The following is a 23,940-nucleotide window of genomic DNA, read 5'->3' as shown; positions in this document are numbered from 1 at the left end:
GTGCGGGCTCGGGCCTCCAGGGGCGCCCCGGCTGCTGCTGGACCCGCACCCGGCACAGGGTCGCGGTGGTCAGGGGCATGAGGGTGTCAGGAGAGTTCATGCGCAGATCCTGGGGCCGGCGGCGCCGTACCGGCAAGCGAATTCGGGCGCGGAATCGTCCCCCGACCTGGTGCGGTTCGGCCAGATCACCGGACGACTCGATCTGGCCGAACTTGCGGTCGCCTCATAGGTGCCCCGGGCATCTAATGAAGATCGGCACGACGTACGACATTCGTCTGCGAGGTCTTCGATGAACGAACTGACGGACGTGACGGAACCCACCGCCCAGCCGGCCGGTCCGGTGGCCTGGCCGCAGGACCGCACCTGCCCCTACCACCCGCCCGCCGGCTACGACCCGCTGCGCGCCGCCGCGCAGCTGTCCCGCGTGACCCTCTACGACGGCCGTACCGCCTGGGCGGTCACCGGCCACTCCACGGCACGGGCCCTGCTCTCCGACCCCCGGCTCTCCAGCGACCGCCGGCGCGACGACTTCCCGGTGCCGAACGCCCGGTTCGCGGCGGTCCGGGAGCTCCGCCGGGTCGCTCTGCTGGGTCTCGACGACCCCGAGCACCAGACCCAGCGCCGCATGCTGATCCCCGACTTCACCCTCAAACGCGCGACCGCGCTGCGGCCGGCGATCCAGCGGATCGTCGACGGGCTGCTCGACCGGATGATCGCCGCGGGACCCCCCGCCGACCTGGTGAGTTCCTTCGCGCTGCCCGTGCCGTCCATGGTCATCTGCGACCTGCTCGGCGTTCCGTACGCCGACCACGAGTTCTTCGAGGCGCAGTCCCGGCGGCTGCTGCGCGGTCCGGCGCCCGCCGACTCGCTGGACGCCCGCGCCCGGCTGGAGGCCTATCTGGGCGACCTGGCCGACCGCAAGAGCCGCGACGAGACGCCCGGCGAGGGCGTCCTGGACGGCCTCGTCCACGAGCGGCTGCACGAGGGTGCCCTGGACCGCCAGGAGGTCGTCGCGCTCGCCCTCGTCCTGCTGGTCGCCGGGCACGAGACCACCGCCAACATGATCTCGCTCGGCACCTTCACCCTGCTGCAGCAGCCCGAGCGGCTCGCCGAACTGCGCGCCGACCCCGGACTGGTGCCCGCCGCCGTCGAGGAACTGATGCGGATGCTGTCCATCGCCGACGGGCTGCTGCGCGTCGCCCTGGAGGACATCGAGGTGGCCGGCACCACCATCCGCAAGGGCGACGGCGTGCTCTTCGCGACCTCGGTCATCAACCGCGACGAGTCCGTGTACGACGACCCCGACACCCTCGACTGGCACCGCCCGGCCCGCCACCACGTGGCCTTCGGCTTCGGTATCCACCAGTGCCTGGGCCAGAATCTGGCCCGCGCCGAACTGGAGATCGCTCTGCGCACCCTGTGGGAGCGGCTTCCGGACCTGCGGCTCGCCGCGCCGCCGGAGAAGATTCCCTTCAAACCCGGCGACACGATCCAGGGGATGCTGGAACTCCCCGTGACCTGGTAAGAGGCTCCTGCCATGCACATCGAGATCGACCAGGACGTCTGCATCGGCGCGGGGCAGTGCGCCCTGACCGCCCCGAACGTCTTCACTCAGGACGACGACGGCTTCAGCACCCTGCTGCCCGGCAAGGAGGACGGCGGCGGCGACCCCCTGGTCCGGGAGGCGGCCCGAGCCTGCCCGGTGCACGCCATCACGGTCGAGGGACCGGCGGGGTAGGGGCTTGTCCGGCGGATCAGGCCGGAGGAAAGCGACGGCGCCTCGTGAGCGCACGTGAGCGGCGCCGTCGTGGCCGGCCGCGCGGTTCCCCGCGCCCCTCCGGCGCGCTGCCGGCCGCCGGCCCGAGCGGTGGTACCGCGGTCTCCGTGATCGCTCGGGCGGCTGGCGGCTTCGCGGCACGGGCCGGCCGCCCCGGCGCGCAGCTGCACCCCGGCCGCCGCGCGGGCCTCTGCCGTGGGCTCCGTGCCGTCTTGCGGCCCCGCACACCAGGTCCACCACCCGTGGTGAGGTGGCGCCGCGTTCGTTGTCCACCGAAGGAGGAGACCATGGCCGACCGTCCGCCTCTGCCGCCCTTCACCCGGGAGACCGCCGTCCAGAAGGTCCAGGCCGCCGAGGACGCCTGGAACACCCGCGACCCCGAGCGGGTGGCGCTCGCCTGCTCCGAGGACTCGGTCTGGCGCAACCGCGGCACCTTCGTCACCGGCCGCGCGGAGATCGTCGCGTTCCTCACCGCCAAGTGGGCCCGCGAACTCGACTACGCGCTCCGCAAGGACCTGTGGTCCTTCGACGGCGACCGCATCGCGGTCCGTTTCCAGTACGAGTGCCACGACGCGGACGGCCGGTGGTGGCGGTCGTACGGCAACGAGCTGTGGGAGTTCGACGCACACGGACTGATGACCCGGCGCGAGGCCAGCATCAACGACATCGCCATCGAGGAGCACGAGCGCCGTATCCACGGTCCGCGCCCGGAGTCCGAGCGGGGCCTGTCCTTCCCGCTCCGGTAGCGCCCGCATAGGGTTCCCGGATGACCGATGAGCCCCGCAAGCCCTTCCTCTACCTCGTCGTCTGCGCCGCCGGCATCGCCGCGGGCGTCGGCAGGCTCGTCACCGCGGCCCAGGCGCGCGGCTGGGAGGTCGGGATCATCGCCACACCCGTCGCCATGAACGGTTTCTTCGACACCGCCGAGGCCGAGGCGCGCACCGGCCGTCCGATCCGGTCGGCCTGGCGCCGTCCCTCCGATCCGCGCCCCTTCCCCGCGCCCGACGCGGTCGTCGTCGCACCCGCCACCTTCAACACCGTCAACAAGTGGGCCGCCGGGCTCGCCGACACCCTCGCCGTCGGCACCCTGTGCGAGGCGCTGGGACTGGGCGTGCCGATCGCCGTCCTGCCCTGTGTCGCCGACGCGCTCGCCGCACACCCGGCGTATCAGGAGAGCCTGACCCGGCTGCGCGCGCTCGGCGTCCGCTTCGGCGACCCCTACGGCGGCGAGGCGGCGACGACGGCCGGCGGTCGCCCCGAGTTCGCCTGGGAACAGGCGCTCGACCTGCTGGAGAGCGGCACTGACATCGTCCGATAACCACCGTCACGGCACGAGCGGGTCCGGTCCGCCGACGTACGCTCGCCTCTGTACGACGTGATCTCGACGGTGGGAGACAACGATGGAGTACGTGAAGCTCGGCCGCACCGGCCTGGACGTGTCCCGGATCTGCCTCGGCTGCATGACCTACGGCCTGCCCGACCGCGGCACCCACGAGTGGACCCTCGACGAGGAGGCGTCCCGTCCGCTGATCCGGCAGGCGCTCGAGGCGGGCGTCAACTTCTTCGACACCGCCAACGTCTACTCCGACGGCACCAGCGAGGAGATCGTCGGCAAGGCGCTCCGCGACTTCGCCCGGCGCGACGAGATCGTCCTCGCCACCAAGGTTCACGGCCGGATGCGCCCCGGCCCCAACGGCGGCGGCCTCTCCCGCAAGGCGATCCTCACCGAGATCGACCACAGCCTCGCCCGCCTCGGCACCGACTACGTCGACCTCTACCAGATCCACCGCTACGATCACGCCACGCCGATCGAGGAGACGATGGAGGCGCTGCACGACGTCGTCAAGGCCGGCAAGGCCCGCTACATCGGGGCGAGTTCGATGTACGCCTGGGAGTTCTCCAAGGCCCAGTACACCGCCGAGCTGGGCGGCTGGACCACCTTCGTCTCCATGCAGGACCACTACAATCTCCTCTACCGCGAGGAGGAGCGCGAGATGCTCCCGCTCTGCGCCGACCAGGGCGTGGGCGTGCTGCCGTGGAGCCCGCTCGCCCGGGGCCGCCTCACCCGCGACTGGGGGACCGTGACCGAGCGCAGCTCCTCGGACGACTTCGGCAACCGCCTCTACCAGGAGGGCGACCGCGCGATCGTGGAAGCGGTCACCCGCATCGCCGACGACCGAGGAGTCCCGCGCGCCCAGGTGGCCCTGTCCTGGCTCCTCCACCAGGACACGGTGACGGCCCCGATCATCGGCGCAGCAAAGCCGAACCACATCGAGGACGCGGTGGCGGCGGTGGAACTCAAGCTCAGCGACAAGGAGTTGACCGAACTGGAGCAGCCCTACGGCCCCCACCCGATCGCCGGCCACTGAGCCGTCCCCGCGCAGGGCCGGGTGCGGGTGCGGCTGCCCCGGTCCGCTCGCTCGTCGGGCGTGTCGCGCCGGCCGTGTTCCGGTTCGCGCGTCCTTTCGCCGGGCGGACCGGTGTGTCCCGGCGGGCGGCTGCGGCACGCCGCCCGGATGCCGATGACCATCGGCCTGACCGCCGCGTCCGGATTTCCTGGGCCGCTCCACTTCCACCGGTTCGCCGTCAATAGGTGCGGCTATTGGTTTCGTGAGCTGCGGCGCCCCATCGGATTGCGCAGGTCGGGCCGCGGTTCAATGGTTTCCGTCGATAGCGGGGCGGCCGTGTGTGAAACCCCGGGTCAATTGCGATGTCGATACGACGACAAAGCACGGACTCCGTCGTTGACCGTTCGTCAAATTACCGCGTCCACCGGGCAATGCGTAAAACCCCGGGATCTCTTGTTTCGGTTCGCTGGCCTGTGCAAAAGTGTGGCGTGTCGGCATGCGGACCGTTATTTTTCACGCCGCATGCGCGAGGCCGCTCCCGTACGCCCCCCACGCTTCAAAAGAGCTGCCGACGGCGGGCGTTCGAGGCCGAACCCCCAACACGCCCATCCGATCCCTCGATGTCGGCCGGGTCCCGTACCGGTCGCATACCAGACGGTATGGGTTGAATCCCGCGTTGCGTCTGGAAGGAATGCAGCCGTGAATGACGCAGGCCTGGGGAATTCCCCTGCCCCCGCCCGGCCGTTCGACGTCACCGACGAGCAGCTCAGCGCCGAGCTCAAGCAGTGGACGGGCAACGCGCCCGCCCTGTACCCCGTGGGTGAACTCCTCGACCGGCACTGGGAAGCGGCCTTCGCCTACGCCCGTCTGTGCGCCGACGGGACCCGCGGCGCCGGAATGCTCACCACCGCCGCATTCACCCGGCTCTTCGGTGAATCCCTCCGCCAGGCCGGTCCCACCGCCGCCTGGCGCCCCCAGCTCCTGGTCACCGTCCGGCGCATCGCCGCCGAATGGGACAACGACGGCCGCGGTGAACTGCTCCACCCCCAATTGCGGGCCGGCAAGGGCGAACGCGCGGCATCCCGGCTGCTCCCGCCCGCGAACCGGCGGCTGCTCTCCCGCGCGTTCCAGCGGCTCACCCCGTCCTCGCGCACCGTGCTGTGGCACACCGAGGTCGAGTCGGAGCCCCTGGCCACCCCCGCCGCGCTGCTGGGCCTCGACGAGCAGGACGCGCAGGTCGAACTGCGCCGGGCCCGCGAGCGGATGCGCGAGGAGTGCATCCAGGTGCACCGCGAACTCGCCCACGAGGACGAGTGCCAGCGCTACGTCCGGATGCTCGACGTGACCTTCAGGCGCGGCGGGGTCGACGTCGACCGGGACCTCCAGCAGCACCTGAACGGCTGCAGGCAGTGCCGGTACACCGCCGACCAGCTCCAGCAGTTCAACGGCAACCTCGGCATCGCGCTCGCCGAGGCCGTGCTCGGCTGGGGCGCCCGTGACTACCTGGAGTCCCGGGCCGGTCTGACCGAACAGCCCGCCGGGCCCGTCACCCCACCCGCCGGCGGGTTCACGGGCGGTGAGGCGTTCGTGCCGCCGGACGCCCCGGGCAAGGACGTCGTCGTCCACCCCGTCGCCTCCCGGCGCGCCGCGCTGCGTGAGGCCCGCAGGGTGCGGCGTCGCAACCTCACCGTGGCCGTGGGCACGGTGAGCGGCCTGGTCGTGCTGCCGCTGGTGCTGTGGTCGGTGCTCGGCTCGGGCTCCGACGGCTCCTCGGCCGGCGCCAAGCCGTCCGCCACCCCGGCCGGGACCTCCACCTCGGGCCCGTCCTGGGTCGGCACCAGCCAGACCACCCAGGGCACCCTGCGCGGCCGCCTGCACAACATCGCTTCCGGCCTGTGCATCGGGGTGGTCGGCAAGAAGGCCGTCAAGGGCGCCGAGACCGAGCTCGCCGAGTGCTCCTCGGCCGCCGGCCAGCAGTGGACGTACGAGGCCGACGGGCTGCTGCGCAACGCCGCCGCCCCCGACCTGTGCCTCGACTCGCACCTCGGCTACTCCGTCCGGCTCGCCCCCTGCTCGGCTGCGGCCGGTACCAAGGCCAGGAGCGTGCGCTACGACTTCACCCTGCAGGGTGCTCTGGTGCCCCGCTGGGACCAGGACCTGGCACTCGCTCCGGCCGCCACGGACGGCGGCGGCGCCCTGGTGGTCAAGAACCGGGCGGACGTCAGCGCGCAGCGCTGGGTGATGGACACCTCCCGGCCCGACCTGCAGATGCAGTTCGTCAACTGGGACGCCGACGCCACCCCGACGCCGGCCCCGACCGTCACCCCGACCGTCAAGGCGGCTCGGCCCGCCACGCCGACGCGCACCCCGTCGGCGTCCAGGACCGCCACCCGTCCGACACCGTCGAACACCTCCGGCTACAACCCGTGCGCCCAGTACCCCGGCTACTGCTACGGCTCCGGGGGCGGTCAGTACGGCGGCGGTGGCTGGGGCAGCGGCGGCGGCTACGGAGGCGGTGGCTTCGGCGGTCACGGCGGTGGTTTCGGCGATGGAGGGCACCAGGGCCGCTGAGCCCGCGCGGCCTCAAGGACGCGGCGGCGGGGGCGGCATCGTCGTCAGGCCGGGCGCGCCCTCCGGCCACACCAGCAGCACCGGGCAGGGCGCGTGGTCGACGACGAACCGCGCCGCCTTGCCGAGGCTGTGCGGCCCCAGCCGTGACCGGTCGCCGTCCCGGGCCAGCACCAGCAGGTCCGCGTCGGCCGCGGCGGCCACCACCTCCCGCTCGACCCGGCCGACCCGCTCCAGCCGGGTGCACGGCCGCCCCAGCCGGTCCGCGGCCGCGTCCAGCAGCCGGACCGCGGACGTCCCGCCGAGTTCCACCAGCCGCCGTTCCGGGTCCGGTTCCGAGCCGGCCCGGCCCAGCAGCCCCGCGAAGGCGCCGTGCGCGAGCCCGGCGACCCCCGGCTCCTCCACGTGCAGCAGCACCACGTCGGACGCGTCGTGCGCGTGACCGCGCGCCGCGTCCACACAGGCGGGCCAGGTTCCCTCGACCAGCCAGACGATCACCCGCATGTCCATGGCCTCCCGTCCAGATCCCGGTCCCGGCTCAGCTGCCGACCACCTGAAGAGCACCCCACAGTGCCACCACCGCACCGCAGAGCGCGGCCGGCACGGCGAGCAGCCCCAGCCGGGTGAACTCCCCGAGGTCCACGCCGTGGTCGTGCTGGTGCACGATCCTGCGCCACAGCAGCGTCGCGAGCGACCCGGCGTAGGTGAGGTTCGGTCCGATGTTCACGCCGAGCAGCACGGCCAGCACCGCACCCGGCCCGGCCGGTGCGGCCAGCGGCAGCAGCACCAGCACCGCCGGCAGGTTGTTCACGATGTTCGCGAGGACGGCGGCCAGCGCGGCGATGCCGAGCAGGGCCGGCAGTCCGGACCCGCCCGGCAGCACGTGGCCGAGCGCGTCCGCGAGCCCGTTGTCCACGACCGCCCGCACCACGATCCCGAGCGCCAGCACGAACGCCAGGAACGCCGGCGCGGCCGCCTTCACCACCGTCAGCGGGGTCGCCCGGCGCCGCAGCAGTGCCCGCCCGGCCAGGACCAGCGCGCCCGCACACGCCGCCCACGCCGGGTCGACGCCGACGGCGGAGGTGAGCACGAACCCGGCCAGGGTGCACCCGACCGTCACCAGCGCGAACAGCGGCAGCCGGGGCGGCTCGCCGGCCTCCTCGGCACCGGGGGCCGCGGAGGACAGGTCACGGGCGAAGAACCGCCGGAACACCAGGTACTCGGCGCCGATCGCCACCAGCCAGGGCAGCACCATCAGCGCCGCGAACCGGGTGAAGCTCAGCCCGCTCGCCGCGAACGCCAGCAGGTTCGTCAGATTGGACACCGGCAGCAGCAGCGAGGCGGTGTTGGACAGGTGTGTGCAGGCGTAGACGTGCGGCTTGGCCCGCACCCCGGACCGGGCCGCCGTCGCGAAGACCACCGGCGTCAGCAGCACCACCGTCGCGTCCAGACTCAGTACGGCCGTGATCACGGACGCCAGCGCGAACACCGCGGCCAGCAGCCGCACCGGCCGACCGCCCGACCACCGGGCCATCCAGGCGCCGCAGGCCTGGAACAGGCCCTCCACGTCGCAGAAGTGGGCGAGCACCAGGACCGCGGCGAGGAAACCGACGACCGGGCCCAGCTGCTCGGCCTCGGCCTGTGCGTGGTCGAGGGAGATCGCCCCGGTGGCGATCACGATCCCGGCCGCGGGTACGGCGAGCACCGCCTCCGGCCAGCCGCGCGGCCGGATCACGGCCCAGGCGAGGACGGCGGCGAGCAGGAGGACGGACAGGGTCTCGGCGAGCGGGGTGTTCAGGGCGTGTTCCTCAGCAGCGTGATCGGTTCGGCCCGCCCATGAAAGCAGACGAAGGCAGACGGACCGGGTTACGAGGACCTTGTACCCGCCGCGCCCAGGAACTCGCCCCAGCCGCCCACCGGCTCCTGCCCCGGGTTCAGCGTGCGCAGTTTGCGCAGCACCGCGGGGTCCTGCGCCTCCAGCCACGCCACCAGCTGCTTGAAGGACACGAAGCGCACGTCGTCGTAGGCAGCCATCTTGCCGATCGCCTCCTCGACGGCGTCCATGTAGATGCCGCCGTTCCAGCGCTCGAAGTGGTTGCCGATGAAGAACGGCGCCCGGTTGGTGGTGTAGGCCCGCTCGAAGCCGGCGACGTAGCTGTCCCGCGCCTGGGTGCGCCAGGCGTCGTACCGGCTCTTGTCCCCCAGCGGGTTGCCGGCGGACTGGTTGTACATCATGTTGTAGTCCATCGACAGGACCTGGAACGAGTGGCCGGGGAACGGTATGGACTGCAGGGGGAAGTCCCAGATGCGGTTGCCCTGCACCTTGCCCGGCCAGATCTGCAGGCCGCCGGGGGAGGAGGCGTCGTACTTCCAGCCGAGCGCGGCGGCCGTGGGCAGCAGGTTGGCCTGGCCTTCCAGGCACGGGGTACGGCCGCCGACGAGTTCCCTGCGGTAGTCGAAGGGCAGCGGCTCCAGGTCGGTGAAGCCGGTGTTCGTCTTCCACTGGGTGACGAAGGCCATGGCCTGGTCGATCTCGCTGCGCCACTCGGCGGGGGACCAGTTGCGCACCCCGTCGGAGCCGCAGAAGTGCCCGTTGAAGTGGGTGCCGATCTCGTGGCCCTCCAGCCAGGCGGCGCGCACCTGCTGGAGCGTGGCGTGGATGTGCCGGTCGGAGAGGTAGCCGATCGCGGAGGCGCCCACCGCATGCTGCGGGGGACGGTAGAGATCCTTCTTGGACTCGGGCAGGGTGTAGATGCCGGACAGGAAGAACGTCATCTTCGCGCCGTGGTCCGCGGCCACCTTCCGGAAGCGCGAGAACAGCTGGTTGCTGAGCTCGCCCGCGCCGTCCCAGGAGAACACCACGAACTGCGGCGGCTTGCTGCCGGCCGCCATCCGCGTCGCTTTCGGCTGGTGCGGCTGCGCGCCGGTGTCGGCGGTGGAACCGTCACCGATGAGCTTGAGCGGTTTGACCGGCGTGCTCCCGTTCGAGCCGCCGTCCTTGACGCCGTCGGCCGAACCGCCGCCGCCCAGGGTCCAGTTGCCGTTCGAGCACGCGGAGAGGGCGCCCAGGGCCCCCGCCGTCGCGCCCGCCGCCAGCACCCGCCTGCGGGAGATGCCGCTCATGTCCGCCCCGATTCCGTCGTCCCGGCCCCTCGCGGAGCCGTGCTGCTGTGTGGTCGACGGGTTCGATGGGCGGTCCGGCGGAAAAGATCGGAGCCGGCCGCGCGTGTTGCACGCCTGTGACAGTCGTGGCCCGGACATGACGAACTGACAGTCGTGGCCCGGACATGACCGGACCCCGCTGCCCGGGAAGAGGGCAGCGGGGTCCGGTCAGGAGGCGGTCAGGCGCCGGTGCCGGCGCTGAACACGTTCAGGCGCACCGAGGAGGCGTTCCCGGAGACGGGGACCGCGCCGTTCGTCCAGGTGACCCGCAGCGGGTCCTTCTCGTCCGGCGGGGTGACCAGCAGCGCGGCCGGTGTCGCGGTCTTGGCGCCGCTCACCTCGGGGTTGGAGAAGCTCAGCCCCGCCCAGGCGCTCTGGCCCGGCTTGAGGGTGACCGTCGCCGCGGTGCCGCCCGACGCCCGCTGCGGGTCGGGGCCGAGCTGGGCGCCGCCGGCGTTCACGAAGGCGGCGCCGGGATAGCCGCGCACGGTGCAGGTGCGGCCCGACGTGTTGGTGAGCACGATCGGGAAGTTCTCCTGACCGGCCCCCGGATCGTTCAGGCCCACCGAGGCGGACAGTTCCGAGGTGTGGCAGCGGGCGCCGGCCGCGGTGGCGGTGCCGGTGGCGCCGGCCGAAGACCCGCCGCCGGTCGACGGGCCGCCGGTCTGCGCGGCCGGCGAGGACCCGGTGCCGGACGGGGTCGCGGAGCCGCCCGCGGAGTCCGTGCTCGACGCGTTGCCGGTCGCGGGCGCCGCCGTGCCCGACACCGACTCCGGAGACCTGCCCTGACCGCCGTTGCCACAGGCGGTCAGCAGGCCCAGGGCGGCGACCGTGCTCGCGAGCAGGGCCGCCCCGCGCCGCAGGGACGGGGAGGTGTGCGCCATGTGGATCAACACTCCTGGATGTCGTGGCACTCCCGCGAGGCGTGCCCGGTGCGCTCGGTGCGCCGTCACCTCCATCCGATGCGAAAAGCAGCGGAAAAGTTCGCGGGCACGCCGGGATTCATCGGATCAGGTGACCCGCAGGGACCGGAGTATGCCGTCCGTGGTGGCCCGGTCGGCCGTTCCCTTCTGCCGTATCTGCACGTACACCTGCGGCCGGCCGCCGCCGTCGGCCGGGACGAGGGCCGCCTCCTGGATCGAGCCGCCGGAGTCCGGGCAGGCGCTCCAGGTGCGGATGCCGCCCTTCCAGTCGCTGCCGGCGAACGCGCGGCTGCCGTCGTAGTGGCACCCGGAGTGGGACAGCCGGTCCACCTTCGCCGTGACGTCGCCCTGCTCGCTCACGCCGATGAACACGCCGTTCACCGCGGCCGTCAGGTCCTGCCACTCGGACACGCGGTCGGCGACCTCCAGGCCCGGTTCGTGGCCCGAGGCCAGCCCGAGGGACTTGGGGTTCCAGCCGGAGTCCAGCAGTTCGCCCGCCCAGGCGGACGGCACCTCGGCCACCACCCGCCCGGTCGAGTCGGCGACCCGCGTCTCGTCCCCGGCCGACCCGTTCCGGACGACCATCGTGACCGCGAGGGCCGTGCCCCCGGCCGCGAGGACCGCGGCGACGGTCAGGGTGACCGCGTTGAGCCGCCTGCGGACACCGTCCAGGGGTTTCGGCCGGCGGGCCGCCGCGGCCGCCGCCAGCCGGTCCAGCTCGTCCGCGAAGGCCTGCGCGGACGGCCAACGGCGCTGCCGGTCCGGTTCCAGGGCCCGCATCAGCGCCCGCTGCGCGTCGTCCCCGAGGTCCGGCCGCAGCCGGTCCGGCCGGATCACCTGCCCGGGTGCCGCCGGCACGGTCCCGGTGACCAGCTCGTAGCCGACCGCGCCCAGCGCGTACACGTCGGCGCGGGCGTCGATGCCCGCGCCGGGCTGCGCCTGCTCCGGCGGCTGGTACCCCGCCGACCCGGCGGCCAGCGTCAGCCCCGAGGCCTGCGCCAGGCTCTTCGCCAGCCCGAGGTCGGCGAGCAGCACCCGGCGGGTGCCGTCCTGGGCGGTGCGCAGCAGCACGTTGGTCGGCTTGATGTCCCGGTGCACGATCCCCGCCCCGTGCAGGTCCGCCGCGCCGCGCGCCGCCAGCGCCGTCAGCCGCAGCGCGTCGGGCACCGGCAGCGGGCCCGTCGTGAGCAGATCGGCGAGCGTGCCCGCGTCGGCGTACTCCATCACGAAGTACGGGCGGCCGTCGGGGAGTTCGCCGATGTCGTAGACCTGCACCACCCGCTTCGAGTCGGCCCGGCGCAGCAGGCGTGCCTCGGACAGGAAGCGGTCGTGGACGTCGAGGCGGTGGGACCAGTTGTCGGCGAGCACCTTGACCGCCACCGGGGCGTCCAGCTGGTCGTCGTGAGCGAGCCAGACCGTCCCGAAGGCACCGGTGCCCAGGCGCCGTTCGAGGCGATAGCGGCCGATCCGCTCCAGGGGTTGCATACGACTATCATGCCTGTCCTGAGATCGACTTCCAGGGGGGACCTCCCGTGCCGGACGCCGTGCTGACCGAAGACCTCGCCCGGCGGGCCGCCGCCGGCGACCAGGCGGCTCTGAACCAGCTGCTGTCCGAGGTCTGGCCCGACGTCGTCCGGCGCTGCGGGCGGTTCCTGCCGTGCCGGGAGGACGCCGAGGAGGCGGCCCAGGACGTCCTGCTCCAGATCTCCCGGAAGATCTCGACCTTCGAGGGCCGCAGCCGGTTCAGCACCTGGCTGTACACGGTCGTCGCCAACTGCGCCCGGCAGAAGTACCGCGACCTGAAGCGGCGGGCGGCGGAGCAGCCGGCGGCCATCGAGCCCACGGAGCACGTCGACCCGCGGACCACGAGTGTGATCGCCGGGTCCCGGATCGATCTGCTGGAGGCGCTGGACCGGCTGGAACGGGAGCACCCGCAACTGGTCGCGCCGCTCGTCTACCGGGACATCTGCCAGCTGGACTACGCCGAGGTCGCCGAGCGGGTGGGGATCCCGCTGGGCACCCTGAAGTCACGGCTGCACGAGGCGCGCAAGCAGGTCCGGCCGTGGCTGAGCGCGTCCTGACAGCAGCCCTGACAGCGAAAAGGGCCGCGCATCGGCGGCCCGCAGAAGACACAGGGAGAGGATGAGTTCCTCTCGCGTCTCCTCTCCCTTTTTAACGTATAGCGCACTGGGGGGCTTGCGGCAAGGCCCCCCTCGTCCCGCAGAATCGCAGGCCGAAGCCGGGAACAGCGGTATTTGGGGGGATCTGCGACATGCGTGTGCTGTTGATGGGATATGGGTCGCGCGGCGACGTCCAGCCGCTGGCGGGACTCGCGGTGGCGCTGCGCGGGCTCGGCGCCGAGGCGCGGGTGTGCGCCCCGCCGGACGAGGAGTTCGCGGAGCTGCTGGGCCGTGCGGGCGTACCGCACGTGCCGTTCGGACCGTCGGTGCGTGCGCTGGTGACCCGGCCGAATCCGTCCCCGCAGGACGCGTTCAAGCTCGCGCCCGAACTGGTCGCCGCGCACTTCGACACGGTCGCCCCCGCGGCCGAGGGGTGCGACGCGCTGGTGGCGAGCGGGCTGATGCCGGCCGGTGCACGGTCGGTGGCCGAGAAGCTGGGCATCCGCTACGTCCTGGCCTGCTTCCACACGGCCGGACTGCCGTCGTCGCGGTTCCCGCCGGCTGCCCGGCCGGGCCGTCCGGCCCCGGCCGACGCCGACCTGGCGACCCTGTGGAAGGTGGACGCCGAGCGGGTGAACGCCCTGTACGGGGAGGCGCTCAACACGCACCGGGCCGCCCTCGGCCTGCCTCCGGTGGACAACGTCCGGGACCACGTCCTCACCGACCGGCCGTGGCTGGCCGCCGACCCGGTGCTGGCCCCCTGGCAGGACATGACCGACCTCGATCTGGTGCAGACCGGCGCGTGGCTGCTGCCCGACGACCGCCCGCTCCCCGCCGACCTCGTGGACTTCCTGGAGGCCGGCGCTCCGCCGGTGTACGTCGGCTTCGGCAGCATGGCCATGCGCGGGGCGCCGGACGCCGCCCGGGTGGCCGTCGAGGCGGTGCGCGCCCAGGGCCACCGGGTGCTGGTCGCGGGCGGCTGGGCGGACCTGGCCGCGGACGCAGACGACGACTGCCTCGCCGTCGGCGAGGTCAACCACCAGGCGCTGTTCCGCCGGGTCGCGGCCGTCGTCCACCACGGGGGCGCGGGGACCACGACGACGGCCGCCGTGGCCGGGGTGCCGCAGGTGGTCGTCCCGCAGATCGTGGACCAGCCGCACTGGGCCGCCCGGGTGGCCGCACTGGGCATCGGCGCGGCCCACGACGGCCCGGTCCCGACCGTCGACTCGCTCGCGGCCGCGCTCGCCGTCGCCCTCGCCCCGGACACCCGGGCCCGTGCCACCGCCGTCGCGGGCACGCTGCGCACCGACGGAGCGACCGTGGCCGCCCGGCTCCTCCTCGACGGCGCCTGACCGGCACAGGCCGGCGCACCGCTCCCTGCCGCGACCGGCCTCCATCCCGTGGCCGACGGCCGCTGTCCCCACGACGGCGTACCCGTCCGCACGACGGCGGCCTTCCCCTCCGTGTGGACGGCAGTCCCGTCCGCGCGACGTCCCGTCCGCATGACCGCGATTCCCGTCCGGTGGACCTCCGTCACGTGATGGCGGTCCCCGTCCCGGCGACGGCGTTCCCCTCCCCTCCCTGCCCTCCCGGCGATGGGTCGCCGGCCCCGCGACGGCGCCTCCGTCCCCGCGACGGTGGTCGCCGTCCCCGCCCCCGTGTTCGTCCCGCCCCCACGTTCGTCCCGTTCTCGCGGACGTACCGCCGTGCGTGTTCACCGTCGTACGGCCTCCCCATGGAGCTGATGCATTGAACCCCCTGACCACCGGCGCCTTCGACCTGCCCGCGAACCTCTCCGCCAAGGCCGACCCGGCCCTGATCGCCGTGGACGAACGGCACCTGGCCGCCGTGGCGGAGTGCCTCGCGCGGTCGGTCGCCGAGCTGTCCGACCGCCTCGACACCGAGCTCAGGGCGCCGGGCGGCACCGGCCGGGCGGCGATGGACCGGGACCTGGAGGTGCACCGGCTGACCGCACGGCTGCGCATCCTGCGCCGCTTCGGCCTCGACCTCTGCCTGGGCCGCATGGTCGGCGCCGACGATGCCGAGCCCGTGTACGTCGGCCGGCTCGGCCTCACCGACAGCACGGGCCGCCGGCTGCTGATCGACTGGCGGTCGCCCGCGGCCGAGCCGTTCTTCGCGGCGACCCACGCGGACCCGATGGGGCTGATCAGCCGCCGCAGGTACCGGTGGCAGGACGGCCGGATCAGCGACTACTGGGACGAGGTGTTCACCGCCGACGGGCTCGACGGCCACGCCGCTCTCGACGACCAGTCCGCGTTCATCGCCGGACTGGGCGCCGACCGGTCGGAGCGGATGCGTGACGTACTCGCCACCATCCAGGCCGATCAGGACGCCATCATCCGCGCGGGCTCCCGCGGCGCCCTGGTCGTGGACGGCGGCCCCGGCACCGGCAAGACGGTGGTGGCCCTGCACCGCACGGCCCACCTCCTCTATGCCGACCCGCGTCTCGGCCACCGGCGCGGCGGGGTGCTCTTCGTCGGCCCGCACCGGCCCTACCTGAACTACGTCTCCGACGTCCTGCCGAGCCTCGGTGAGGAGGGCGTGCAGACCTGCGTCCTGCGGGACCTCGTCGACGAGGGCGCGGACGCGGAGCCCGAGGCCGACCCGGAGGTGGCCCGCCTGAAGTCGTCCGCCAACCTGGTCCGGGCGATCGAGACGGCCGTCCGCTTCTACGAGGAGCCGCCCGCCCGGGGCATGACGGTCACCACCGCCTGGGCCGACCTCCCGCTGAGCGCCGACGACTGGGCCGACGCGTTCCGGGCACCGGCCCCCGGCACCCCGCACAACGAGGCCCGCGAGCAGATCTGGGAGGAACTGGGCGCCATCCTGCTGGACAAGTACGACGGCGACGAGGTCCCGCCCGAGGAGTTCCGCAGGTCGCTGCGGCAGGACGCGGAGCTGGCCGACACCCTGAACGGCGCCTGGCCGCTGCTGGAGGCGGCCGACCTGGTCTCCGACCTGTGGTCCGTGCCCGCCTACCTGCGGCTGTGCGCCCCGTGGCTGGACCGCGACGAGGTCCGGCTGCTGCAGCGCGCGGACCCGCGGGCCTGGACCGTCTCGGACCTGCCGCTCCTGGACGCGGCCCGGCAGCGGCTCGGTGACCCTGAGACGGCGCGGCGCAGGCAGCGGCACGAGGCCGTCCTCGCCGCCCAGCGCGAGCGCATGGCGCAGGTCGTGGACAACCTGATCGGGGCCGCCGCCGACTCCGGCGCCGACGGGGACGACGGCGAGGGCCTGGTGCGGATGCTCCGCGGCGAGGACGCCAAGGTGAGCCTGGTCGACGAGTCGGAACTGCCCACCGCCACCCCGGACCAGCTGGCCGGCCCGTTCGCGCACATCGTCGTCGACGAGGCCCAGGAACTCACCGACGCGGAATGGCAGATGCTGCTGCTGCGCTGCCCGTCCCGCAGCTTCACCATCGTCGGCGACCGCGCCCAGGCCCGGCACGGGTTCCCCGAGAGCTGGCGGGAACGGCTGGCACGGGTCGGCTTCGACCGCGTCGAGCTGGCCTCGCTCAGCATCAACTACCGCACCCCGGAGGAGATCATGGCCGAGGCGGAGCCGGTCATCCGGGCCGTGCTGCCGGACGCCAACGTGCCGGCCTCCATCCGCGCCGGCGGGCTGCCCGTGGTCCACGGATCCGCGGCGGAGCTGGACCGCATCCTCGGCACCTGGCTCGCCGAGCACGCGGAGGGTGTCGCCTGCGTGATCGGCGAGCCCCGCTTCACCCCGACGCCCCGGGTCGCCTCGCTCACCCCGGAGCTGTCGAAGGGGCTCGAATTCGACCTGGTCGTGCTCGTCGATCCCGAGAGGTTCGGCACGGGCGTCGCGGGTGCTGTCGACCGCTACGTCGCGATGACCCGCGCGACCCGGCAGCTGGTCGTCCTGACGAGCGGCTGACCGGCCATTACGGGAGGACGTCGTCCTCGTGGAGGGAGAGCTCGGCCCAGATGGTCTTGCCCTCCGCGGTGTGCCTGGTGCCCCAGCGCTGGGTCAGCTGGGCCACCAGCAGCAGACCGCGGCCGCCCTCGTCCCAGGTCTTGGCCCGGCGCAGGTGCGGGGCGGTGTGGCTGGCGTCGGAGACCTCGCAGATCAGGGTGGTCGCGTCGTGGATGAGCCGGAGCCGGATGGGGTGGGCGCCGTAGCGGATGGCGTTGGTGACCAGTTCGCTGACCACCAGCTCCGCGGTGAACGCGGCCATGCTCAGGTTCCACATGTCGAGCCGCTCCACGACCTGCTTGCGGATCGGCGCCACCAGGGCCGGGTCGGCGGGGATGTCCCAGGACGCCACCCGCTCCGCGGGCAGGCCCCGGGTGCGGGCCAGCAGCAGGGCCACGTCGTCGGCCGCGCCGCCCGACGGCAGCAGGGCGTGCAGGATCCGGTCGCACGTCTCGTCCAGGGAGTCGCTGTACGCCGCCAGTGCCTCGTGCAGCAGGCGGCGGCCGGTGTCCGGGTCCCGGTGCCGTGAGGTGATCAGACCGTCCGTGAACAGCGCCAGCACCGTGCCCTCGTCCAGCGTCACCTCGGCCGACTCGAAGGGCAGCCCGCCCAGACCCAGCGGGGGACCGGCGGGCAGGTCCAGCTGGTGGGGCCGGTGGCCGGGGCGCAGCAGGACGGGCGGCGGGTGCCCGGCGCGGGCCAGCGTGCAACGCCGTGTCACCGGGTCGTAGACGGCGTACAGGCAGGTCGCGCCGACCTCGCCGGGGCTGCCTTCGCCGCCCTGCTCGGCCGAGAGCCGGAGCACCAGGTCGTCGAGGTGGGTGAGCAGTTCGTCGGGGGCCAGGTCGATGTCGGCCAGGGTGCGCACCGCGGTCCGCAGCCGGCCCATGGTCGCGGAGGCCTGCACGCCGTGACCGACGACGTCTCCGACGACCATGGCGACCCGCAGCCCCGACAGCGGGATCACGTCGAACCAGTCGCCGCCCACCCCGGCCCGCGCCGCCGGCAGGTACCGGGAGGCGGCCTGCAGGGCCGCGGTGCTCGGCAGCGTCCGCGGCAGCAGACTGCGCTGCAGGGCCAGCGCGGTCTCCCGCTCGCGCGAGTAGCGGCGGGCGTTGTCGATGCAGACGGCGGCCCGCGCCGTGATCTCCTCGGCGAGCAGCATGTCGTCCGGGCCGAAGGGGTCGAGCCGCCGGTGCCGCCGGAAGACCGCGACCCCCAGGGTGGTGCCGCGGGCCTGGATGGGCACGGACATCGAGGCGTGCACGCCGAACTCGCGCACCCGCTCCCCGCGGAGCCTGTTCGAGGTCAGGAACTGGTCCAGCTCGCCGGAGGCCACCGAGACCGCGACGGTGCGCCCCGCGGTCAGCGAGTCTGCCTGCGGCGAGCGGGCCGGGTAGACCTCGGTCTGGCCGGGCTTGAGCACCGCCTCCGGGACGCCGGGCAGCACGGACTGGTGGGCGGTGCGGCGCAGGGTCACCGGCGCGGTGAGCCGGACCGGGTGGTCGCCGCCGTTCTCCGGCGGGTCGAGCAGGTCGACGGTGACCAGATCGGCGAGGGCGGGGACGCAGACGTCCGCCAGCTCCTGAGCCGTACGGGTGACGTCGAGGGTGCTGCCGATCCGCACGCTCGCCGCGTTGACCAGCTGGAGCCGCTGCCTGGCCAGGTAGTTCTCGGTGAAGTCGTGGGCGGCGAGGCTCACGCCGCGCACCCGCCCGGTGGCGTCGGTGATCGGTGCCATCCGGGCCAGCCAGGCGTGCGCCCGGTCCTCGCCGCCGGTGCGCATGTACGTCTGGACGTCCAGCGGCCGGCCCGAGGCCAGCACCCGGAGCATGCTCCGCTCCAGGTCCGCGCTCTCCGGCTTGCCGCCGATCTCGGTGATCCGCAGCCCTCTGATGCGCCCTTCGGGCAGCCCGATGACCTCGGCCATCGCGTCGTTCACCCGGCGCAGCCGGAGCTGCTCGTCGTAGACCGCGATGGCGCACGGCGACTGGGTCAGCGCCGCCGTCGCCAGCGGATCCTCCGGGGTGTGCGGTCCGCCCTCGCGCAGCGGGGAGACCACCAGCCAGTGCGCGGGCTTCTCGTCGCGCGCCGCGTTGTGGTGCGCGAGCAGCCAGACCGGGATCGTACGGCCGTCCCGGTGGCGGAGTTCCAGGGTGCCGTCCCAGCGTGCGCCGACGGGGGCGCGCCGGGCCACGTCCCCGGCGAGCAGGAATGCCGCGGGGCGGCCCACGACCTCGTCGGCCGGGTGGCCGAGGAGCCTGCGCGCGCCCTCGTTCCACTCGGTCAGCGTGCCGTCCTCGCCGATGACAGCTCGGGCCGTCGCCGCATCGTCGAACGGATAGACCCGGCTCATCTCGCCACTCCCCAGCGCACACTCACCGTCAACAGGTGCACCACTCGCGTTCAGGGTAGTGCTTCCGACCCTCCCGTGACCGGCAAGCGGCGGTGGCCGGTCGGTCGGGGCCGGAACCGTCCGGAGCGCCGAACGGAGACCGGCCGGCGGGACGAAAGGAGCCGGGGGAGGCTCTCCGTTCTCCCCGGGCCGACGTCCTCGTGGCCGACGTCTCCCCAGCTCTCACGTCCCCTTGGCCCACGGACATGTCACTGCGTCAGATTCCGCTCCGAAGCGCTCAGTTGTGAGAAACTCCGGGCGCCGATGAGGGACAGCCGCGCGGCGACGGTCACTCGTGGTCGCCGGGCACCGCATCTCCTTCGCCGCGCGCGGCGTTTGGCCCGCCGGAGCCGACGACGGGCGGCCGTCGGAGCTGCCCGCAGGGTCCGTCGGTACCGTGGCGTGTCCGCCTTGGCCTGTGGGGATGTACGGTGGAGTACCCGCGCGGTACGGTGACGGGCATGCCAGCTCTCAACGTGGAGTTCAGCGACCGCGAACTTGAGGACCTCCGGCAGATGGCCAAGGAGCGCGGTACGTCCATGAAGGCGCTCGTCCGGGAGGCGGCCGCCGCCGGCATCGCCCGGCACCGTGCCCTGAAGGAGGGGGCGGAGGAGTTCCGCCGGTTCTTCGCGGCCCACGCCGCCGAGTTCGCCGCCGCGTTCCCCGACGACGAGCCGCCCGCGAAGGGCGAGGCCGCCTGAGCCATGCCGCCGGTCATCCATATCGACGTGCCTTGGCTGCTCCAGCGCCACGAGGAGGTGCTGCCGGAGCAGGCCGCCGTCGACGACCTCTCCGCGCTGGTGGCCGCCGTCGCCCGGCACCGGGTCGACCCGCCCCGGCTCGGCGTGGACTCCGACGCGGCCTGGCGGGCCGCCGCCCTGCTGCACACCCTCGCCCTGCTCAAGCCGCTGCCCTCGGCCAACGCCCGGTTCGCCTGCGCGACCGCCGTGGCCTATCTGCGCGTCAGCGGCGTGGGTGTCGACCCGCCCCACGGCGCTCTCGTCGACCTCGCCCATGACCTGACGAGCGGCAAGGCCGACGTCTACGCGGCGGCGGACCGGCTCCGTTCCTGGCAGCTCTGACACCTGCCCGGACACGCAGGGAGAGCCGCCCCCGCGGCCCTCGGGGCCGCCGGCCGAGGGCGGGAGGAACGGGGCCGGCGGCCTGTTTCGCACGGAAGAGCCGCCGTTCCGCGCGGGGCCTCCGAGGAGGGCCGGACCTCAGTGGACCACCCGTGCGCGCGGTCCGGGAGTGTGCGCACGGGGCTGGCACGGGTGAGCGGTTCACACGGGGAGCGCGGAAAGGTGAATACGGCCGGGAAGGGGCAACAGCCCCCGCTGCCTTTCTGACTTTCTGTCAATGCTGTCGATGTTGTACGGGTGCCTTGTTGCTTGTGTGAGACTTGTGCGAGGGTGAATGCCCGCGCGGGGTTAATGGCCTGGTCCATTTCGGCAGTTGGGGAACGCGACCGACACCGCGTCGGTGAATTCCCGCTCCCCGCAGGCGCACCGAAGAAGGCTCGCACCACCGCACCAAAGGAACCCGCTCCGTGTCCACCCCCCAGCCGCCTCGTCCCCCCTTTCCGCCGCCGGGCGGTGGTGTGGGGGAGTCCGACGAGTCCCTGGCCGCCCCGCTGCGCGCCGGATCCGACATCGAGGCCTCCCGGTCCGCCGCGCTGCTCATGGCCCGGCACTGGCGACCCGTCCAGGAGTACGCGGCCATCTGCCTCGCCGTCTCCGGGCCCATCGCGCACATGGTCGCGGCGGCCGCCTTTCACCAGGTCCTGGACCGGGTGGCCCTCGGCGAGACGGCGGACGCGATCCGGCCGCGCCTGCTGGTCTCCGTGCGCGACACGGTGGCCAACTGGTCCGCGGAGGACCGAATAGCGGAGGTTCTGCCGGACCTCGGGAAACCGGCCGGCGGCCGCGGTATGCGTGCCGCGAAGACCCTGACACCGGAAAACCGCACCCTCGCGGAGCGTTCATTCCTGGGTCTTCCGGCGCTCGCCCAGAGCCTGCTCTGGCATGCCGAGGTGGAGGCGGAACCGATAACCGTACCGGCCGGTCTGTTGGGCATGGACACGGCAACCGCGTCGGCGGCCCTCGAGGACGCCCGGGAGAAATTCCGCGAAGGCTGTGTCCGCGCCCACCGGGATCTCGCGCCGTCGCAGGAGTGCCGCTACTACAACCGGTTGCTCGACGTGCCGATCCGGCGCGGCGGCGCCCTGCTGCCGGACGTCCAGGAGCACTTGGCGCAGTGCCCGTACTGCCGGGCCGCCGCCGAACAACTCGGCCACGTGGAGGGCGGTCTGGACGTGCTGCTCGTGGAGGCGGTGCTCGGCTGGGGAGCCCGCCGCTACCTCGACTCGCGTCCGGGCCGCAAGGGCAGCCAGGAAGTCGTCGTCACCCGCGCGGCCGCCCGGCGCGCCGGAGGCGGCGGGCGCCGCCGCGCGGTCGCGCGGAACCGGATCCTCGCCCGCATCCCCGTGGGGGTGCGCCGCCCGCCCGGCTCCTGGTCGTCGAAGACGCTGCTGACCAGTGTCGGCGTGGCCGGCGCGGGACTGCTCGCCTCCGTCCTCGCCGTCAGCACGCTGTCCGGAGGCGGCGACGGCAGCGATGCCGTGGCCACCTCGGGCCTGGTCCCCGGCGACTCCGAGCCCGAGGCGACACCCACCTCCGGACCCACCTCCGGAACCGCGGGTCTGCCCGCCACCGACCACACGACCCGGCTGCGCAACGCCGCCGCCCAGCTCTGCCTGGACATCAACGGCGACCCGGCGGCGGGGGCGAGCGTCGTGCTCGCCGTGTGCTCCTCGGCCTCGACCCAGCAGTGGACCTACGAGAGCGACGGCGAACTGCGCAGCGCGGCCGGCAAGGACCTGTGCCTGGACTCGCACGCGGACGCCGGTGTGGTCATCCTCGGCACCTGTGCCGCGGCCGGTGCCGAGCGCGGCAAGGACGTGCGCTACGACCTCACCGTCCAGGGTGAGTTGCTGCCCCGCTGGGACGAGACCCTCGCCCTGGCCACGGGCGGTGTGGACCCCGGGTCGGACATCGTGGTCAAGGTCCGCGACCACACCAGCGGCCAGCGCTGGCTGACCGACACCCCGGCCCCCTCCCGGAGCCGCGGTTCCCTCTCCATCGCCGGAACCGGCGGCCCCTCCGCGCAGCCGGCGGAACTGGCCGGACACTGAGCGCTCCGCCGTCCGCCGCGCTCCTTGGGGGCGCCGCCGGTTCAGTCCTCGTCGCCGTCCGGGCCCTGTGCCCGGACGCGCTCGACGTGCTCCAGTGACTCCCGCAGTTCGGTCAGCCAGTCGTCCGTGTGCCGCTGCACCAGCCGCACGCACCAGGCCAGCGCCTCGCTGCGGCTGCGCGCCACACCACCGGCGATCAGCGTGTCCAGCACCTGGCGCTCCGGCTGGCGCAGCCGGGTCATCACCGGCGCGGCCAGGTGGGTGAAGAGAGCCCGCTGCCCGGCGCACTCCACGCCCCAGGAGACCTTGCGCCGGAACTGGTGCTCCGCCTCCCCGGCCACGTCCATCCGGGCCTGACGGGTGCGCTCCCGGAACTCCTGGATCCGGCCCTGCACAGCCGACTCCCGCTCGGCGTCCGACGCGTCGTCCGCGAGCCCGGGAGCCGGCACGCGTCCGATGACGGTGATCTCCTCGCGGTCGACCGTGACCTCGACCAGTTCCTCGAAGAGGCCGTCGGGCAGGCGGCCGGTGAACCAGCCGCGCACCCTGTCTCGCTGCTCTTGAGTAATCATGTAATGACGATTACTCCGTCGGGGTGGGAAGGCAAGGGCTTGCCGGGGAAGTCCGCCCACAGCGGAAGCGGAATGTTTCAGGACGATTAACGAGGCGGTGCGATCCGGCCATCCAGCGGCTTCGGCCGATCAAGAACCGCTCCGTTGTGCGGTCGACACGGTCGAATTCTGTGACTTCGCGCCACTGATTCAATACGCAAGGTTACTGAAACCTGTGGGTCGGATGTGTGTTTCGGCGGCGGACTCGGCAGAGTGGCGCCCGCCGTCCCCGGCACCCACCGGGTCGCGGGGCGGCACCCGTCGAATCGAGCGGAAGGATGCACACAATGCGAACCACCGCGCGCTGGGCAGCGACCCTCGGCCTTGCGGCCGTCGCCGTCTGCGGACCCCTCACCGGGGCCGCCGGCGCCGCCCCGAGCTCGCTCTACGCCCCCTCGGCCCTGGTGCTCACCACCGGCCACGGCACAGACGCGGCCACCGCCACGCCCGAGCGCGCCGTCACCCTGAACTGCGCCCCGAGCGCCTCCGGGACCCACCCGGCCGCCGCCGAGGCCTGCGCCGAACTGCGCGGCGCGGGCGGTGACTTCGACGCACTGGCGCCCAGGTCCGAGGTGTGGTGCACCAAGCTCTACGACCCTGTCGTGGTCACGGTCCAGGGTGTCTGGCAGGGCAAGCGGGTCTCCTACGAGCACACCTTCGGCAACCAGTGCATGAGGGACGCCTACGGGGCGAGCGTCTTCGCCTTCTGAGCCCGGGATCGCACGGTCCTCGTGACTGCCGGACAGGTCCGCAACTGGGGAGTGCGGCCACTGGAGCGGGAACCTGTGATCTCGTGACGGGGGTCGGACGGACGGAGTGGGGCCGCCCGCCGATCCCTGGCATCAACGCCGCTCCCTGGCGTTCCCGTCCCGGGGAACGCCGG

At 73.3% G+C, this 23,940-nt stretch carries 20 protein-coding genes; 13 read left to right on the top strand and 7 right to left on the bottom strand.

The window, feature by feature from the left end:
- Window positions 1-289 precede the first annotated feature (289 nt).
- The 6 genes from AB0M11_RS09515 to AB0M11_RS09490 all read left to right on the top strand — a co-directional run bounded on the left by AB0M11_RS09515 (window position 290) and on the right by AB0M11_RS09490 (window position 6,696).
- Complete coding sequence (locus AB0M11_RS09515) at window positions 290-1,525, top strand: cytochrome P450 (protein WP_365703166.1); 1,236 nt, start codon at window positions 290-292, stop codon at window positions 1,523-1,525.
- Window positions 1,526-1,537: 12 nt separating this feature from the next.
- Entirely contained in the window at window positions 1,538-1,738 is a 201-nt protein-coding gene (locus AB0M11_RS09510) for a ferredoxin (RefSeq protein WP_365703164.1), read from the top strand.
- Window positions 1,739-2,064: 326 nt separating this feature from the next.
- Window positions 2,065-2,523, top strand: a complete 459-nt coding sequence (locus AB0M11_RS09505; RefSeq protein ID WP_365703162.1) for a nuclear transport factor 2 family protein — start codon at window positions 2,065-2,067, stop codon at window positions 2,521-2,523.
- 20 nt (window positions 2,524-2,543) lie between these two features.
- Window positions 2,544-3,095 carry a flavoprotein gene (locus AB0M11_RS09500; RefSeq protein WP_365703160.1) on the top strand — a complete coding sequence of 184 codons (552 nt, stop codon included), beginning with the start codon at window positions 2,544-2,546 and terminating at the stop codon, window positions 3,093-3,095.
- 82 nt (window positions 3,096-3,177) lie between these two features.
- Complete coding sequence (locus AB0M11_RS09495) at window positions 3,178-4,146, top strand: aldo/keto reductase (RefSeq protein WP_365703158.1); 969 nt, start codon at window positions 3,178-3,180, stop codon at window positions 4,144-4,146.
- 678 nt (window positions 4,147-4,824) lie between these two features.
- Window positions 4,825-6,696: an RICIN domain-containing protein gene (locus tag AB0M11_RS09490; RefSeq protein WP_365703156.1), complete on the top strand. Its 1,872-nt coding sequence runs from the start codon at window positions 4,825-4,827 to the stop codon at window positions 6,694-6,696.
- Between the two features lie 12 nt (window positions 6,697-6,708).
- Here the strand turns inward: AB0M11_RS09490 and AB0M11_RS09485 are convergent, their stop codons facing one another.
- From AB0M11_RS09485 to AB0M11_RS09465, 5 genes are all read right to left on the bottom strand, one after another.
- Window positions 6,709-7,197: an acyl carrier protein gene (locus AB0M11_RS09485; RefSeq protein WP_365703154.1), complete on the bottom strand. Its 489-nt coding sequence runs from the start codon at window positions 7,195-7,197 to the stop codon at window positions 6,709-6,711.
- A gap of 34 nt (window positions 7,198-7,231) precedes the next feature.
- On the bottom strand, window positions 7,232-8,491 hold the full coding sequence (locus tag AB0M11_RS09480; RefSeq protein ID WP_365703342.1) for an arsenic transporter: 1,260 nt from the start codon (window positions 8,489-8,491) through the stop codon (window positions 7,232-7,234).
- Window positions 8,492-8,559: 68 nt separating this feature from the next.
- Window positions 8,560-9,816 (bottom strand): hypothetical protein, encoded by a 1,257-nt coding sequence (locus tag AB0M11_RS09475; RefSeq protein WP_365703152.1) that lies wholly within the window; start codon window positions 9,814-9,816, stop codon window positions 8,560-8,562.
- 218 nt (window positions 9,817-10,034) lie between these two features.
- Window positions 10,035-10,739, bottom strand: coding sequence for a DUF4232 domain-containing protein (locus AB0M11_RS09470; RefSeq protein WP_365703150.1), 705 nt, complete (start codon window positions 10,737-10,739; stop codon window positions 10,035-10,037).
- A 126-nt stretch (window positions 10,740-10,865) separates the two neighbouring features.
- Window positions 10,866-12,263, bottom strand: coding sequence for a serine/threonine-protein kinase (locus AB0M11_RS09465; RefSeq protein ID WP_365703148.1), 1,398 nt, complete (start codon window positions 12,261-12,263; stop codon window positions 10,866-10,868).
- A gap of 47 nt (window positions 12,264-12,310) precedes the next feature.
- On the opposite strand from AB0M11_RS09465, the gene AB0M11_RS09460 reads away from it, so the two are divergent.
- The 3 genes from AB0M11_RS09460 to helR all read left to right on the top strand — a co-directional run bounded on the left by AB0M11_RS09460 (window position 12,311) and on the right by helR (window position 16,819).
- Complete coding sequence (locus AB0M11_RS09460) at window positions 12,311-12,859, top strand: RNA polymerase sigma factor (RefSeq protein WP_365703146.1); 549 nt, start codon at window positions 12,311-12,313, stop codon at window positions 12,857-12,859.
- A 191-nt stretch (window positions 12,860-13,050) separates the two neighbouring features.
- Complete coding sequence (locus tag AB0M11_RS09455) at window positions 13,051-14,250, top strand: glycosyltransferase (RefSeq protein WP_365703144.1); 1,200 nt, start codon at window positions 13,051-13,053, stop codon at window positions 14,248-14,250.
- 397 nt (window positions 14,251-14,647) lie between these two features.
- Window positions 14,648-16,819, top strand: coding sequence for an RNA polymerase recycling motor ATPase HelR (gene helR, locus AB0M11_RS09450; protein ID WP_365703142.1), 2,172 nt, complete (start codon window positions 14,648-14,650; stop codon window positions 16,817-16,819).
- 7 nt (window positions 16,820-16,826) lie between these two features.
- Here helR and AB0M11_RS09445 read toward each other — a convergent pair whose 3' ends face one another.
- On the bottom strand, window positions 16,827-19,214 hold the full coding sequence (locus AB0M11_RS09445; RefSeq protein WP_365703140.1) for a SpoIIE family protein phosphatase: 2,388 nt from the start codon (window positions 19,212-19,214) through the stop codon (window positions 16,827-16,829).
- A gap of 500 nt (window positions 19,215-19,714) precedes the next feature.
- Here AB0M11_RS09445 and AB0M11_RS09440 point away from each other — a divergent pair, with 500 nt between their 5' ends.
- From AB0M11_RS09440 to AB0M11_RS09430, 3 genes are all read left to right on the top strand, one after another.
- Entirely contained in the window at window positions 19,715-19,954 is a 240-nt protein-coding gene (locus tag AB0M11_RS09440; protein WP_365703138.1) for a hypothetical protein, read from the top strand.
- A 3-nt stretch (window positions 19,955-19,957) separates the two neighbouring features.
- On the top strand, window positions 19,958-20,335 hold the full coding sequence (locus tag AB0M11_RS09435; protein WP_365703136.1) for a toxin Doc: 378 nt from the start codon (window positions 19,958-19,960) through the stop codon (window positions 20,333-20,335).
- A gap of 467 nt (window positions 20,336-20,802) precedes the next feature.
- Window positions 20,803-22,446 carry an RICIN domain-containing protein gene (locus AB0M11_RS09430; protein ID WP_365703134.1) on the top strand — a complete coding sequence of 548 codons (1,644 nt, stop codon included), beginning with the start codon at window positions 20,803-20,805 and terminating at the stop codon, window positions 22,444-22,446.
- Between the two features lie 41 nt (window positions 22,447-22,487).
- Here AB0M11_RS09430 and AB0M11_RS09425 read toward each other — a convergent pair whose 3' ends face one another.
- Complete coding sequence (locus AB0M11_RS09425) at window positions 22,488-23,018, bottom strand: hypothetical protein (protein ID WP_365703132.1); 531 nt, start codon at window positions 23,016-23,018, stop codon at window positions 22,488-22,490.
- A gap of 326 nt (window positions 23,019-23,344) precedes the next feature.
- On the opposite strand from AB0M11_RS09425, the gene AB0M11_RS09420 reads away from it, so the two are divergent.
- Complete coding sequence (locus AB0M11_RS09420) at window positions 23,345-23,767, top strand: subtilase-type protease inhibitor (protein ID WP_365703130.1); 423 nt, start codon at window positions 23,345-23,347, stop codon at window positions 23,765-23,767.
- The last annotated feature ends 173 nt before the right edge of the window (window positions 23,768-23,940 follow it).

The organism is Streptomyces sp. NPDC051987, assembly GCF_040680735.1.
GTDB lineage: Bacteria > Actinomycetota > Actinomycetes > Streptomycetales > Streptomycetaceae > Streptomyces.
Note: the sequence above shows the minus strand (reverse complement) of the source record. Positions and strands in the feature narration are given on the sequence as shown.

Bases quoted from the DNA above. Each gene is read 5' to 3' on its own strand.
- AB0M11_RS09455 (WP_365703144.1), top strand. From the start codon at position 13,051: ATGCGTGTGCTGTTGATGGGATATGGGTCGCGCGGCGACGTCCAGCCG.
- AB0M11_RS09515 (WP_365703166.1), top strand. From the start codon at position 290: ATGAACGAACTGACGGACGTGACGGAACCCACCGCCCAGCCGGCCGGT.
- AB0M11_RS09470 (WP_365703150.1), bottom strand. From the start codon at position 10,739: ATGGCGCACACCTCCCCGTCCCTGCGGCGCGGGGCGGCCCTGCTCGCG.
- AB0M11_RS09435 (WP_365703136.1), top strand. From the start codon at position 19,958: ATGCCGCCGGTCATCCATATCGACGTGCCTTGGCTGCTCCAGCGCCAC.
- AB0M11_RS09510 (WP_365703164.1), top strand. From the start codon at position 1,538: ATGCACATCGAGATCGACCAGGACGTCTGCATCGGCGCGGGGCAGTGC.
- AB0M11_RS09425 (WP_365703132.1), bottom strand. From the start codon at position 23,018: ATGATTACTCAAGAGCAGCGAGACAGGGTGCGCGGCTGGTTCACCGGC.
- AB0M11_RS09485 (WP_365703154.1), bottom strand. From the start codon at position 7,197: ATGCGGGTGATCGTCTGGCTGGTCGAGGGAACCTGGCCCGCCTGTGTG.
- AB0M11_RS09440 (WP_365703138.1), top strand. From the start codon at position 19,715: ATGCCAGCTCTCAACGTGGAGTTCAGCGACCGCGAACTTGAGGACCTC.
- AB0M11_RS09505 (WP_365703162.1), top strand. From the start codon at position 2,065: ATGGCCGACCGTCCGCCTCTGCCGCCCTTCACCCGGGAGACCGCCGTC.
- AB0M11_RS09500 (WP_365703160.1), top strand. From the start codon at position 2,544: ATGACCGATGAGCCCCGCAAGCCCTTCCTCTACCTCGTCGTCTGCGCC.
- AB0M11_RS09420 (WP_365703130.1), top strand. From the start codon at position 23,345: ATGCGAACCACCGCGCGCTGGGCAGCGACCCTCGGCCTTGCGGCCGTC.
- AB0M11_RS09445 (WP_365703140.1), bottom strand. From the start codon at position 19,214: ATGAGCCGGGTCTATCCGTTCGACGATGCGGCGACGGCCCGAGCTGTC.
- AB0M11_RS09475 (WP_365703152.1), bottom strand. From the start codon at position 9,816: ATGAGCGGCATCTCCCGCAGGCGGGTGCTGGCGGCGGGCGCGACGGCG.
- AB0M11_RS09495 (WP_365703158.1), top strand. From the start codon at position 3,178: ATGGAGTACGTGAAGCTCGGCCGCACCGGCCTGGACGTGTCCCGGATC.
- AB0M11_RS09465 (WP_365703148.1), bottom strand. From the start codon at position 12,263: ATGCAACCCCTGGAGCGGATCGGCCGCTATCGCCTCGAACGGCGCCTG.